Annotated in this window: 7 protein-coding genes and 1 pseudogene; 4 read left to right on the forward strand and 4 right to left on the reverse strand. The window is 67.2% G+C overall.

The features are described 5' to 3' along the window. Positions 1-98: 98 nt before the first annotated feature. Positions 99-404, forward strand: a pseudogene (locus ACIREE_RS39965) (IS110 family transposase); the annotation flags it as partial. A gap of 952 nt (positions 405-1,356) precedes the next feature. Continuing rightward, positions 1,357-2,451 (forward strand): integrase core domain-containing protein, encoded by a 1,095-nt coding sequence (locus tag ACIREE_RS39970; RefSeq protein ID WP_404164094.1) that lies wholly within the window; start codon positions 1,357-1,359, stop codon positions 2,449-2,451. A 150-nt stretch (positions 2,452-2,601) separates the two neighbouring features. Here ACIREE_RS39970 and ACIREE_RS39975 read toward each other — a convergent pair whose 3' ends face one another. After that, a complete protein-coding gene (locus tag ACIREE_RS39975; RefSeq protein WP_404164097.1) occupies positions 2,602-6,726 on the reverse strand; it encodes an NB-ARC domain-containing protein in 4,125 nt (1,374 codons plus the stop codon). A gap of 138 nt (positions 6,727-6,864) precedes the next feature. Continuing rightward, positions 6,865-7,284, reverse strand: coding sequence for a hypothetical protein (locus tag ACIREE_RS39980; protein WP_404164100.1), 420 nt, complete (start codon positions 7,282-7,284; stop codon positions 6,865-6,867). 249 nt (positions 7,285-7,533) lie between these two features. On the opposite strand from ACIREE_RS39980, the gene ACIREE_RS39985 reads away from it, so the two are divergent. Next, positions 7,534-8,598: an integrase core domain-containing protein gene (locus ACIREE_RS39985; protein WP_404164102.1), complete on the forward strand. Its 1,065-nt coding sequence runs from the start codon at positions 7,534-7,536 to the stop codon at positions 8,596-8,598. Positions 8,599-9,458: 860 nt separating this feature from the next. After that, positions 9,459-10,319 (forward strand): helix-turn-helix domain-containing protein, encoded by an 861-nt coding sequence (locus ACIREE_RS39990; protein WP_404164105.1) that lies wholly within the window; start codon positions 9,459-9,461, stop codon positions 10,317-10,319. A 28-nt stretch (positions 10,320-10,347) separates the two neighbouring features. Here the strand turns inward: ACIREE_RS39990 and ACIREE_RS39995 are convergent, their stop codons facing one another. Both ACIREE_RS39995 and ACIREE_RS40000 read right to left on the reverse strand, forming a co-directional pair. Further along, positions 10,348-11,175 carry an SAM-dependent methyltransferase gene (locus tag ACIREE_RS39995; protein ID WP_404164108.1) on the reverse strand — a complete coding sequence of 276 codons (828 nt, stop codon included), beginning with the start codon at positions 11,173-11,175 and terminating at the stop codon, positions 10,348-10,350. Between the two features lie 252 nt (positions 11,176-11,427). Continuing rightward, positions 11,428-11,661, reverse strand: a complete 234-nt coding sequence (locus tag ACIREE_RS40000; protein ID WP_404164111.1) for a DUF397 domain-containing protein — start codon at positions 11,659-11,661, stop codon at positions 11,428-11,430. Between the last annotated feature and the right edge of the window lie 855 nt (positions 11,662-12,516).

The raw sequence follows: 12,516 nt of genomic DNA on the forward strand, positions 1-12,516 counted from the left end.
TGCCGCACAGTTTGCGGGCGGTAGGTCTGCATAACGTGGATGCGCGAGCACGACACCCGAGCCGAGGCCGGCACCGTCAACACCCCGGAAAGAGCACGATGTTCGAGATCGATGACGTGGGCGTGTTCCTCGGCATGGACGTCGGCAAAACCGCTCACCACGGCCACGGGCTGACCCCAGCAGGGAAGAAGGTCTTCGACAAGCCGCTACCCAACAGCGAACCGAAACTGCGGGCCGTCTTCGACAAGCTGACCGCCAAGTTCGGCACCGTCCTGGTCATCGTGGACCAGCCCGCCTCCTTCGGCGCCCTGCCACTGACCGTCGCCCGCGACGCCGGCTGTCAAGTTGCCTACCTGCCCGGCCTGGCCATGCGCCGGATCGCCGACCTCTACCCCGGCCAGGCCTCCGGGTGCGTGTTCGCCGTGGATCGAGGTGCCCGACGACTTTGTCCGCCACCCAGCCGGCGATCTTTCCTTCGGGATCGGCCATCACGAGCGCCGGCACGGCCAACTTGACGTGCTCGGCGACGACGGACCGGAGGAACTCCCCCACCACGTCGGCGAAGAACACCTGGTAGAGATCACACAAACGTCCCAGGCGAAGCCACCGCCTGGGGCTCTTGTGCCCGTCGCATCGTCCGGTTCAATATGCGTGCGCCACACGTTCTGCGCGGCCGCAGCCGATGCCCTGCGCACGGCGGCATCAGCCAGCATCGCCCCGTCTCGACCGACCTCTGAAACCAGACGGGCCACCAGCGCGTGCTCGGACGGCGCTCCCTCCTCGGCCAACGAGCCCAGCACTCCGGCGAGTCGCCCGCCGACAACGCATGCGGTGGCGTAGAGGCCGAACGCCGATGGATCGGCACGGACGGTCTCCTGTAACGCGCGCAGATAGTCCGCCGCGATTTCGTCCAGCTGCTGACGCGGATCCCGCGCCCCGTGATCCGGCCAGCGCGCCAGCACCCGCTGGCAGCTGCCCACCGCCCTCCCTTAGGCCCTTCCAGCGCGTGGATGTGCCCACCCCAGCCCCTCTTGCTTCGTGGTGTCCGCCCCGCCACCGCTGAGCGACTCTGTCGGGGGTCTTGACGGGCGGGTCATTTTCCTTACCGCCACCACAGCGTGCGAGGCAGGCCGTGGGACTCGAGGTACTGCTGAAACGCTGTCGGTCGGCGAGGGCGGTAGGTGGTGCCCCAGGGGTCTTGCTCGGTGAGACGTTCGATGTTCACGGCGCTGGCGGTCAGGACGTGCTGGATGTGGGTCTTGGACAGTCCGTGGTAGCGGCAGCGGCGTTGCGCCTGCCGAGAATGTCATCCACCCAGCTCAGGGGCCTACTCGGTGTGCGGCAGGATCAGCACTCGTGCTGCTTCGTCTCGCCTACCTGACCGTCACCAACCTGTTCGCCGCCCTGCGAATGCTGCCGTTGAGCGACCGCGACAAGGACGCAGAGATCCTCGCCCCGCGCCACCAGCTCACCGTCCTTGAGCGCCAACTCAGTGCGGAGCGGATCAAGTTCTTCCCCGCGGACCGGGCGTTGCTTGCCGCTCTGCTGGCGCCCTTGCCCCGCCAGGTCCTGTGCCGACTCCGATTGCTGATCCGGCCCGACACCGTGCTGCGCCGGCACCGCGACCTGATGAAGCGACGCCACGCCCGCACCTGCCGGCCGAAGAGGCCAGGCCGACCACCCACAGTCCGCTCGATCCGCATGCTGATCCTGCGCCTGGCCCGCGAGAACCCCTCATGGGGCTACCGCAGGGTGCACGGCGAACTCACCACCCTCGGCATCCAGATCGCCGCCTCCACCGTCTGGGAGATTCTCACGGCCGAAGGCATCGATCCGGCGCCCGACCGGGCCGCCACCACCTGGACCGACTTCCTGCGCTCGCAAGCCGATGCCCTGCTGGCCTGCGACTTCGTCGAGACCGTCACTCTGACCGGACAGCGCCAGTACATCTTTGCGGTGATCGAGCACGCCACCCGCCGCACCCGAATCCTTGGCACCACCGCACACCCCACCGCAGCATGGGGCACCCAGGCGGCCCGCAACCTGGCCATGGACCTCACAGACACCAAAACCACCGTCACGTACCTGATCCGGGACCGGGACACGAAGTACCCCGCCCCCTGCGACGAGATCCTGAGCGACGTCGGCATTCAGGTCGTCCTCACCGGCATCCGTATCCCGCGCATGAACGCCCTCATGGAGTGTTGGGTGCAGACCTGCCGTCACGAACTGCTGGACCGCACCCTCATTTGGAACGAACGCCATCTGCGCTCCGCGCTGCGCCAGTTCGAGCTGCACTACAACCTCCATCGCTCCCACCAAGCGATGAATCAGGCAGCACCTCTGCGTGCCGTCCCCGAACCGCTCACCCGGGCACAGGTCACCCATCTCGACGTCCACCGAAGAGACCGCCTCGGCGGAGTCCTGCACGAATACCGGTATACCGCCTGAACTGCACGGATGAGGTTTTCGGCAGGCGCAGACTCATTCGATTCCGCTCCCTGCGTCGGGCCTTACTGGAGGCCCAGGCCGGCCTTGGCTCGCCCCAATCCCCCAGGTCCCATCAGGCGGCCCCAGTTCCACATCGCCCCTCAGTCCTGCTCAGGCACCTGTAGAGCGCCCGCAGCAATGCTTGAATTTCCGCCCACCGCGCATCATGCACGGGCATCGGCCGTTCCTGGGGGGCCGCACCACTCTCAGAGGCACCCTGCCACCGACCGTCTTACCCAAGGCCATGGCACGCACCAGGTAGGAGGGGTCGTCGGTGGCCATGCCCTGCAGGTTCCTGCCAATGACAACGGTCAATGATCCCTCGTCCACCCTGTGATACCAACTCGCAAAGAAATTAAGCGGCACCGGGGGCATGAGCCGGCCATCCGATGCACTGATGGACAGTCGGTTGTCCTCGAGGTGCGCCTGGACGCCCCCGTCGACGCGGGGCACGTCACACAGATCCAACGGCCGACCGCCCTCGGAATCGAGCATGCCACGCAGGTCCATGAGGCCCGCGGCACGGTAGTGCTCCAGCACGAGGTCACGGAACTCGCCGTCCCCGTGCGAGCCAAGGCCCCCGTAGCAGTCAACGATCACACCGATCCGATCACTGCCGAGCAGAATGCACTCGGCCTCGAAAACGATCTGAGGTTCCTTGGGTGCCTTTCCGGTCAGCTCGGCGACGCAGGAGGTGAGGCAGTACGGATGGGCGAGCCGCACCATAAGCCGGTTCATGCGCGGGTGTCGTAGCAGGATCAGCTCAGCCGCTGCGGTCTCGCCGATCAGGAGGCGGCAGGCCAGACACGACTGTCGGGAATCGGCGAGGTGGGCAGCGACGGCTTCGATGTCGCTGCCCACCATGGCCGCGCGCACGGCTGCCGAGACATTGATCCTCCTAGCCCCGTTGGTCACCAGCACTGTGCGGTCCCCGACAAACCCGGGTCGCCCGCCATGCACGGCGTCCGCACGCAACGCCTCGATGACGCGCTGGTCCACCGGCTGCCCGGCCTTCACGAGCTCGTCCGGGGGCACGTACCCCGCATCAGGGACCGCATCGCGGTGGAGACGGCCGAGCAGCACCAGTGCGTCGCCCGCGGCGCCCCAGTCGCCGTTGCCCTGAAACAGGGCGAAGGCCAGGTGTGCGTGCTCGCGAGACGCCTCGAAATTGCCGAGCTCGCGGTGGCAGCGGGCAAGGTTGAGCAGGCCGGTGGCATGCAGAGGGCCGTCCTGGAGCTGCGCGAAGAGGTCCGCAGCCGCGCCGAAAGCGGTGATCGCCTGTACGTGGTCACCGCTGCGCGCATGGTGCGTGCCCGCATTGTGGCAGAGCGCCGCCTCCAGAGAGGCCATGCCGAGCTTTCGCGTCATGGGAAGCAGGCTGGCGATGTCCTCGGCAGCCTGCTCGCTCGCTTGTTCGCGCAGGCGGCAGACCGCGGCCATGCCGCGAGCGGTGAGAAGGACGTGCACGTCCTTACGCTCCTCGGCGAGTTCGACGGCCTTGTCGTATTCCTCCAGGGCCGCGTCCCAGTCCTCGTTCCGTGCGTGTACACCCGCCAGCGCCATGTGGCAATGAAGGAGCGATCCCCGGCCCCCGGCCCGTTCACTGTGGTCGAACGCCTTGGTGATGGCGGACATGGCTTCGGTGTGCAGTCCGCGGCGCGAGTACAGGATCGCGAGTGCCCTCCAGGCGCGCGCCTGGGTGGCGGGTACGGCGTCGTCCGACAGCGCGGAGACAACAGGCTGCAGCAGGTTCGCGCCCTCCTCCCATCGCCCCGCAGAGACGAGTGCCTCCCCCAGTGCGGCCTTGAGCTGTGCCAGGGCATGGCGCTCCTGGGTGCCCTCCAGCAGCCGGACGGCCTCCCCGAAATGGGACACCGCCTCGGTCAGCCGCCCCAGGTGCCAAAGGAAGTCGCCCTGCTTGTGCAGCGTCTGCGCGATGACGACGGGGTTGCCCACATAACGCGCCATGCGTAGAGCCTCGGTGAAGCACTCGGACGCCTTATCGAGGTCTCCGACGCCCCCGTGATACGTGGCCAGATATGTCAGCGCGCGAGCGGCATGCTCGAAGTCGTCAGTGGATAGGGCAAGTTGGAGACACTCGGTCATGAGCGTTGCCGCCTGATCGAGATCCGCGCGGTCGGCGGCCTCGTCAGCCAGCAGGTACAGGGCCCGCACCTGTCCGTGTCGGTCCCCCGTCTCGCGATAGACGCCCAGTGCCGCTTCGAGGGGCCGGGCCGGGGCCGTATCCGGGCGCTCGTGCACGGGTGTCCGGGCCAGTTCGAGCAGCGCCTTCGCCTCCCATTCCCGGCTGCCGACGGCGCGTGCCCGTTCGACGTCGAGGGCCGCTTCCTGAGCGGCCTCCGCCCAGCGCCCCGTACTTCGCAACAAAGAGACGAACGCGGTCCGGCTCCACAGGTCGACGGCGTTGATCTGTGCGCCGCCGAAGAGGCTGCGGCTGTTGTGGAGATACTGCTCGGCCCGGCGGAGCTGGCCCAGGGCCAGATGGGCCTGGCCGAGCAACCACAGGGCGTGTGCCAACGTCCGCTCGTCCTCGATCAGCCGCCAGAACCGCAGTCCATTACGCAAAGGCGGGATGGCGTCGCCGGCCCGGCCCACGTTCAGCAGGAGCGTGCCGGCGGAGAGCTCGGCAAAGTGCATTCGGTACGGGTCGTCGCTCTGGTACGCGGCCTCTGCGCACTGCTCGAACAACTCGACGGCCCGTACACTGTCACCCAGTTGGCCCGCCGCAAGCGCCAGATTGTGCAGGGCGGTCATCGTCCAGTCGGCGGTCTCGGATCGTGTACCGGCATCATGCACGCACTGGTGGATCCGGCTCAGGTCAGCCCAGTGACCGCCGTTCCACAGCGGCCCGGTCAGCTGGCCGACCAGATGTACGAGCGGTTCCCACACCTCGTGGTCGCGGGCCAGTTCGGTCAGGGCCACGGCTCCGGGCCGGTCCGCCTCCAGTTCGCGCAGGACTTCGGTGTTGGCCTGTGCAGGCACGGTCGCCGCCTCGTCCATGAACCCGATCGACTCGGTCGCCGCCTTCGTCCGCACCGACACCATGAGGCAGGCGCTGCGGATGACAATCGCCCGCCGCTCCGCTGTGACCTCGGTCGACTTGCGCCGCGCGAAGCGGTACAGGACCTCGTGGAATACGTAACGGTCCTCCCCGATCTGCTCGATGAGGCAGAACTCGAAGAGCGCGTCCAGGAGTTCCGCGACCGTCTCGACGTGAGAAACCCCGAGATCGCCGCGTTCAACATGTTCATCGTCCAGAAGTACGGCGGCCACCACGTCCTGGGTGACGGACATGTACGGCAAGATGCCCAGCGTGGTGAACAGCTCAGCTTGCGCGGGGGCGAGGGCCGCGAAGCTACGCTCCAGGACCGGTTCGAGCGCCCGTTGCCCTGCACGCAAAGCATGCACGCCACGGTCGGGGTCAGTGATGTCTTCGAGATACCGGTCGACGTCCGCCTTAGGCCGACGGGCCAGGTGGGCGGACGCGATGTGCAGGGCAAGGGGGTGCCCGGCGCAGGCCTCGGCCAGAGCGCTCACCTGTGGGTCGGTGAGACGGCCCGGTCCGGTCACCGCCCTGACCAGATCCTCGCCGTGCCGGTCGGGCAGCGGGCCGAGCTCGATCAGGTGCACAAGGCCGGTCAGTCCGCTCAGCCGGGCCCGGCTGGTGCACACCACGGCGAATGGACCGTCTAGCTGCACCACGTCGATGAGCGCGTCCTCATCGACGACATCGTCAATGAGAAGAAGCACGCGTTGCCCGGCCAACTCAGCGCGCAATTGGGCAAGTCGGTTCGCATGGTCGTCGCGCGGCGTCCCGCCCCCGGGACGCAGGACATCAAGGAGAGCCTGTACGAGATCAGCAGAACGCTCGCCCTCCGCCGCCAAGGAGAGGTCGACATGGAACTGCCCATCCGGATAGATGGGCGCCACGAGCCGGGCCAGATGGAGGGCGACCGCACTCTTGCCGATACCCGGTGGCCCGGTCACGACGACTGCCGCTGCGCCCTCCGCGTCCCCCTCCTCCAGCCGTCCGCGCCCTTCGGCCACCTCGGCCGCGCGCCCGAACAGACGGCGCAACTCCCGAGGGAGCCCCGGTACCGGCCTGGCCTGCTGCTCGGCCGGAGGGGAGGACATGTGGAAGTTGACATCACCATGAATGGCGTGCGCCTGGACGAGATTGCGCACCTGCGCATTCCCACTAACCTCGTTGGACATGGCGCCACCCCGTAGCTCTTAGCGCACACCCTGCTCTTCCGCCCCGCCCCGGCCTGAGCCGGCGAGAAGGGGCACACTATAGGATGGGCGTTTCCTCTGCGTCGCCAACCCGGCAGCAGATCACAACTCGCCAGAGCGCTATCCGAAGTGGAGCGGGCCGACGTCGCCCGCTTGGATCACTGGGCCAAGCTGGACGCCTCCACTGATCGAGTTCTTGACTTTTATAACCTGCCCTGCCTGATGCACCGGCGCCAAGTTATCGAGAACGACTCGAAGTTGGGCCGCTTCGGCGGGGTTGTCGCGCAGGATGCGCCTGAGCTGCGTACGCCACTCGGCCTCTACGTCCGCGACAGTCGTCTCATCGCCGGCCTCGACCGCCATCGCCAGTTCCCGGCGTGATGTCTCCAGCTGCCCTTCGATGTCGGCTTCCTCACCGCGGCGGTTGCGCGCGAAAAACGCGACGATGCGGCTACGCGCACCAGTCCAGGAGTCCGCTGCCATCTGCTGCACAAGCGTCGTCGCTCCCGACGCCGCGAGCGCCATCAACTCTGCTTCCACCGTGCCCCCTCCGCAGAACTCGAGGAAGCAACCGTACCCGCCTGCGCATCAGCGTGACGCCCGGCCGGTGAGTACTCACCAACGAACGACCCGTGTGCTCTACCTGTACGCCGCACACGCCCCAGCCATTCGCGCCGTTCCTTGCAGCCGCTGAGACAACACCTCAGCGAACCTGTGGGTTCCTGAAACTCGGCTGCCCCTTCTGACGGGGCCTTGCAGTCGAGGACGAGCAGGGCGAGATCCTGAGGCATGGCTCTGCGACTGCTGTACCTGACCTTCCTAAAGATCTTGGGATGGATGGCGTTACTTGCACGATCGAAGGCTTCCAAGAACGCGGAGATACTCGTCCTCCGGCATCAACTCGCCGTCCTCCGCCGCCAGGTTGGCCGCCCACAATCCTCCTGGGCGGACCGGGCAATGATCGCGGCACTGGCCCAGCTGTTACCCAAGGCCTTGCGAGGGCACCGGTTCGTCACCCCGGGCACGCTGCTGCGCTGGCACACCGACCTGATCAAGCGCCGCTGGACCTACAAACGCCAAGGACCCGGCCGTCCGCCGACCCGGCCCAGCGTGCGGGAGCTGGTGCTGCGGATGGCCGCGGACAACCCGCACTGGGGATACCGCAGAATCGCCGGCGAGCTCGCCGGCCTGGGTCGCTCGGTCGGCGCTTCGACGGTCTGGGCGATCTTGAACAGGGCCGGGATCGACCCGGCACCACGACGCTCGGGCCCGACCTGGGCCCAGTTCCTGCGCAACCAAGCTTCCGGGATCCTCACGGTGGACTTCGTCCATGTCGACACCGTGCTACTGCGGCGCGTGTACCGCATGGTGGCCATGGAAAGCTCCACCCGCCGAGTACATCTTCTCGGCGTCACCGCCCACCCAACCAGCAGTTGGGCAGTCCAGCAGGCACGTATCCTCCTCATGGCCATGGACGATCGCGTGGGCCACGCGAGGTTCCTGATCCGGGACAGAGACTCCAAGTTCACCGACGCCTTCGACGCCGTCTTCGCATCCGAGGGCACCCAAGTACTGCTCACTCCGGTCCGCGCCCCACGGGCGAACGCGTACATCGAGCACTGGATCGGCGGATGCCGCAGAGAACTCCTTGACCGCGATCTGATCGTCAACGAGCGGCAACTGCGAAGCATCCTGGCCGCTTACGAGACACACTTCAACACCCATCGCCCACACCGCACTCTCCGCCAAGAAGCACCCCTGCGACCACTCCCCGATCCAGGAGACCCAGACGACAGAGTCGTTCGTCGTGATCTACTCGGTGGCGCGATCCACGAATACGCGCAGGTCGCATAGGGTGGCTCAGTTTCGGGCACCCACAGGCCGCGCTGCGCCACCCGAACCGTCTGGCCCCCTCGCTCATGGCCGGCGCCGCGCCCTCGCCGCTGATGAACCACATGTGTCGGCGCTGCGGGGACGCTCACGACGAGATGCCAGTACATGCCGCAGCACTCGGCGTTCCGCACAGCGTCCGCATCCCAGATCACGGACGCCTACGCGGGGGCATCCCGGCAGGAAAACCGTATTCGAGGGCGGACGTGCAGACGTGACGTGCGGGCGTGCGGACAGCGGGAACTGGCCATCCTCGACCGAGAAGGCACCGGGCGTCGGGTTCGCCCGCTTGCCGTCGGACCGCCCCAGCCGCCACGGAACTTGACGAAACGCTCCCGTCAGCACGCCTCTTGAGCAGCATCAGTCATTTACGCCTCATCCGCCCCACGGGCCGCGCCGGAACCAGCCCCTCCCTTTGAACGGCCGCCTCGGGACGGGGCGGCCCATCCGACGTCGCGAACGCGGCACTGTGCGGCGGCCCCTGGGGGCGAAGGGCAGGCTCATTTCAGTCGCCCTGTCGCGATGCGTCCCGCGAGACGTCCCAGGAACATCGCTCTCACCTAAGCTCCAACTCGCGCCACAACAGGCCGTGTTGATCCGGTATGTGCGCCCGCGCCTGCCTTGGAGAGGCGATCGGCGCCGGTCACACACACAAACGATTTTGAACCATTTCTACGATTCCATCGCCGAGGCCGAGCGGTTCGTGCACGATGAGCGCCGATAGATTCACTCTCTGTTCGTAGTGTCAAGGAGCAATTGTGGTCCAGCAGTTGGCAGGGGCCGGGGACCCGGGCGACAGTGAGAGCCCCAGAGTCGGCCGCAGGGTGCGATACCTGCAGGACGAGCCCGCGCCGTCCGCGCAGCGGATGATGCTGGGCCACGCCCTGCGCAAGCGGCGCGACAGCCTCAACCTGAAGCAGGACGAGGTAGCCCGCTTCCTGGGCGTATCACCCTCGAAGGTCAGCCGGCTCGAAAGCGGGCACCACAAGCTCAAGGAACGCGACCTGCTCGGCCTCCTGCGCCGCTACGGCATCAGCGATCCCACCGAGCAGGAACTGCTGCGGGGGCTGGCCGCGGGGGCCAACGATGCAGCCTGGTGGCAGCCCTGGTCATGGGCGGCACCGAAGTACCTGCAGGCCGTGGTGAGTTTCGAGGCCATGACCCAGCGAATACGGTCCTACGAGCCTCTTCATCTGCACGGTCTCCTACAGACTCCGGCCTACGCCCGGGCCGTGATCGACCGGGGCGACGGCACCCGCCAGGAACGGGACGCCCGCGCCCAACTGCGCGAGGAACGCAAGGCGCGCTTCGCCAACGCGTCCGTGGACAAGCACGGCATCTTCATCATTGATGAGACCACCCTGCTCCGGCCCATCGGATCCACGGAGGTCATGCGCAAGCAGTTGGAGCACCTGCTCGAGCTGTCCCACAACTCGCGCTACCAGTTCCGGCTCGCCGAGCTGTACCGCTGCGACCAGCCCGTCGACCTGGGAGCGACGACCATCTTCGACTTCGCCGGTATGCTGCCCACCCTCGTCTACGCGGAGGGCTACGACGGCGGCCTGATCATCCAGGACGACCAGGCCGTCGACCAGCGGAAGAAGGCGTTCGACGCACTGCTGTACGCCTCGCTGGCGCCCGATCCGACGCGCCGCAGGATCAACGACCTGCTCTCGCGCCACTAACTCCGCTGACCGGCCCGGCTCTCCTGCTTCAGAGCTTGCGGGCCACCCCTGCATAGAGGGACACCTGGGCGTCGCTCACCAGGCTCGGGCCGCTGCCCTGCTCGGCCCGCCAGCGGTGCCCGACGACCAGGCCCGGCTCGATCAGCTCCAGGCCGTCGAAGAATTGTAGGACCTCCGCCCTGGTGCGCACCTGGGCGGGGGTTCCTGCCTGCGTGTAGGCGTCGATGATGGCCTGCCAGATATCCGGTGCGAAGTCTCCGGTGCCGTGCGAGAGACTCAGGTACGAGCCAGGGGGCAGCTCCTGCATGAGACGGCGCACGATCTGGTAGGGCTCGTCATCGCCGGTGATGAAGTGCAGCAGGGCATGCAGGCTCAGCGCGACCGGTTGCCCGAAGTCGATGACGCCCTCGCTCTTGACTGCGTCGAGGACGGCAGCCGGTTCGGTCACATCGGCCTGGACGTAGCAGGTTTCGCCCTCCACAGCGCCGTCGAGCAGAGCGTCGGAGTAGACGAGCACAATCGGGTCGTTGTCCACGTAGGCAACCCGGCACTGCGGCGCAACGCTCTGGGCGACCTCGTGCAGGTTGGGCGGGGTCGGGATTCCGGTCCCCACATCGATGAACTGACGCACCCCCAGCCGGGCCAGGCAGCCCACTGCGCGGTGCATGAAGGCCCGGTTGGCGCGGGCTGCGGTCTCAGCCGCAGCAAAGTGACGTCTGACATGCTCGGCCGCGTCGCGGTCCACGGCATAGTTGGTCTTCCCACCGAGGAAGTAGTCGTACATCCGCGCGCTGTGCGCCTTGTCCTGCCCTAAGGCCGTGCGCCTGCCATGCCCAGGTTCGGACTGTTGCCCCACGATGGTCCTCCCCGACGTCCCGCGACCGTCCACCCACGTCAGTGGCGTAATGAAATTGCATTGTGCTCATGATTACTGGCCGGTCACGGGGAATGTCGAGCACTGAGCACCTTTTTGAGCTAGCTGGCGCCTCTGCCTCCAGACATGCTCACGGAACCACCAGATCCGGCTCCAGTGCCCGACCGACCACCGCCCGGGCCTACCGCCTTTGCCGCGGCGTACGCCACCGCGCGGCGGACCACCGGGGACTGGTTACAGGTCCCCGCGCCCTGCGGCGGAGGTGAAAGCGGACGCCGCACCCCTGGATAAGGCGATCACGGGGCCAGCGGGAGCTTTCGAGTCGCGGAACCAGACCTGCCCGTCGGGTGGCTGCGCCATCTCCACACACGCCCCGTTGGGCGTGCTGTGCGAACTCTTCCGCCAGACGGCCCGGCCCCCTGGGCCGCTGCCTGCCAAACGGCGGTGTACACGCGTCAGTTGCTCCACCGGACCACCTCCTGCGGTATACGAACACCCCGTTGCCCAAATGCAATTGCATTTCGGTTTGACATCAGAAGGATCGCCGCCCTTCCGACATGTATGCCTGCTTGAGGTGACAATGTCTCGAATCAACTACCTGGACGCCTGCAAATGCGCTGCCGCGCAAGGCGCGTTCACCGCACCATCACGACCCGCCCGATCGCCCCCTGACGTTCGGCGCGTCGATCGAACACGCCCCGCTCCCGCGTCGGCACATCCGGACGGACAAGATCCCTCACCAGCACAGAGAAGAAGCACACCCGGCTCACACGGACCGCAATAATCGAACACTCAACACACGGCCGCAGCAGGCCCAGCGCAGTCTCGGGCAGCCCGGCCGGACGCGGCGGCACGCTTGGGCGCGGCGAACAGCCGGACGACCCGCCCGAGTTCTCCTACCGTCGTTCGCGCTCGGCCACCAGGTCGGGCGGCACAGAGCCCCGGCAGCAGCGATGTCGGAATCCTCCGCCGGGGCCTGTGTCCACGTCCCTCCAGTCAGGAGAGCGCCATGGCCCCCTCCCCGCGGCGACGACGCGGCAAACCGCGCCACGCCCGCCCCCGCCACGCACGCATACGACTGTGCGAGCCGTGCCTGAGCGGTTGCCTTGAACTCGCACTAACGCAAGCCGGCCACCTGCTGTTCCTCCAGCCGCACGGGCACTGGCTGACCACCGCCGGATCCCTCGCCCTCCTCGGCCTGCGCCTCACACGCCACCAACACGGCAACTGAACCGTTCCGGGTTCGGTAGAGATCTCAGATGTTGGGTGTGACCTGTGGTTTCGTGGTTGCGAGGTAGTGGTTGTTCTCGTATTCGACCGGCG

It is taken from the genome of Streptomyces sp. NPDC102467 (assembly GCF_044765445.1).
Lineage (GTDB): Bacteria > Actinomycetota > Actinomycetes > Streptomycetales > Streptomycetaceae > Streptomyces.

What these genes read in the sequence shown, in the direction of transcription:
- ACIREE_RS39975 (WP_404164097.1), bottom strand. Translation starts at nt 6,726, where the DNA reads ATGTCCAACGAGGTTAGTGGGAATGCGCAGGTGCGCAATCTCGTCCAG.
- ACIREE_RS39985 (WP_404164102.1), top strand. Translation starts at nt 7,534, where the DNA reads ATGGCTCTGCGACTGCTGTACCTGACCTTCCTAAAGATCTTGGGATGG.